The sequence below is a fragment of the Tumidithrix helvetica PCC 7403 genome (assembly GCF_965232925.1).
Taxonomy (GTDB): domain Bacteria; phylum Cyanobacteriota; class Cyanobacteriia; order Pseudanabaenales; family Pseudanabaenaceae; genus Tumidithrix; species Tumidithrix helvetica.
In genome coordinates, this window is sequence record NZ_CBDDRA010000069.1 from 1 (window position 1) to 1,235 (window position 1,235).

Sequence of the window (1,235 nt, forward strand, 5' to 3'; positions counted from 1 at the left end):
TGCATCTCTAGTGCAGCGTCACAACTTAATTTTAGGGTAAATAGAAGTGAGTTTACAGCGTGCATCATCGATCTTCATCTGCCAATCCACACCCCGTTGTCTCTGGTTGACATCCATAGACCAAGCGGCAGTTTCTTCCTGCAATATTTTGATGTCTTCAAATCGCCTACTATCGATACACTGACGAGTGAGTGAACTCAGTTCATTCTCCGCAATGTTGAGCCAACTGCCATGCTTGGGCGTATGACAAAACTCAATGCGGCGAACCAACTGGCGTGCCCGTTCTGGCTCAAAGGCTTCATAGAATGCACCCTTGGTGTGAGTGTTCAGTGGATCGCAAATGAGAATAACTCGTTCACACTCAGCGTAGCGACCTTCTAGCAGTTGCGCCATTTCAAAAGCCCAATCGACTTTGGTTCGTCTGGGGCGCACACTGACTTCCCGCCATCCTGCCAGTGGCTCCGTCATCATAAAAATGCTGGCGGTTCCTGCTCGTTCATACTCGTAATCGACTCGTTTGCCATGCTTGGCGGGGGCAAGCAAAGGCTTTCGCACTTCTCGGACTAACTGCACGGGTTGCTCATCCATGCAGAGCACAGGACAATTCGGATCATAGGGTTGAGCGTAAGTCTCAAGCACTGCTTCCATGTCCGCTACAAACTCACCGTCGGCTTCAGGGGGAATCACCCAATACTCGATCTTGCGGTTCGTCATCCCGTTTTTTTGAGCGTGCGTCTGAGGGTTTCATGACTGATCCGATCCACTATTTCGAGTTCGACCACTCGGCGGGATAACAAACGCAATGACCAGTTCGCATAACCTTTGGGCGGCGATCCCAGTCGTAGAGCAATAATCTGAGCTTCCTGCTCTCCATCTAGCAGTTTCTCAATCGGGGGATGGGGACGACGGACTCCGTTGAGGGTTTCCTCAAAGCCCTTTTCGATTAAGCGTTGGCGAATATTCTCCACCGTTTTGATCCGACAATCGAAGGCTTCTGCAATCCGTTCGTCTGTCCAGTTAGCTCTTTCCACATCTGCTTTTAGCAAAATTTGGGCACGCCGCACTTTTTGGCTACTGCCCTTCAATTGCTTAATCACGCTACGCAGTTGTTTCCGTTCATCCTCGGTCAATCGGACAATATATTTCTTTTGCATAAAGCTTCTTCGTGCTCTATACAATTTCGCCGATTTGAGCCTATTTGCCAACCCTAATTTTTAGATGTGACGCTGCACTAG

General features: G+C 49.2%; 2 protein-coding genes. Both read right to left on the reverse strand.

What is annotated here, in order from left to right:
• Nucleotides 1-18 precede the first annotated feature (18 nt).
• Nucleotides 19-714, reverse strand: a complete 696-nt coding sequence (locus ACP2WE_RS25985) for an IS630 family transposase (RefSeq protein WP_425218417.1) — start codon at nucleotides 712-714, stop codon at nucleotides 19-21.
• Nucleotides 711-1,154, reverse strand: a complete 444-nt coding sequence (locus tag ACP2WE_RS25990) for a helix-turn-helix domain-containing protein (RefSeq protein WP_425218418.1) — start codon at nucleotides 1,152-1,154, stop codon at nucleotides 711-713. Before ACP2WE_RS25990 ends, ACP2WE_RS25985 begins: the two co-directional genes overlap by 4 nt.
• Nucleotides 1,155-1,235 lie beyond the last annotated feature (81 nt).

Excerpts from the sequence above, each read along its gene's own strand:
- ACP2WE_RS25985 (WP_425218417.1), bottom strand. The coding sequence starts at position 714 with ATGACGAACCGCAAGATCGAGTATTGGGTGATTCCCCCTGAAGCCGAC.
- ACP2WE_RS25990 (WP_425218418.1), bottom strand. The coding sequence starts at position 1,154 with ATGCAAAAGAAATATATTGTCCGATTGACCGAGGATGAACGGAAACAA.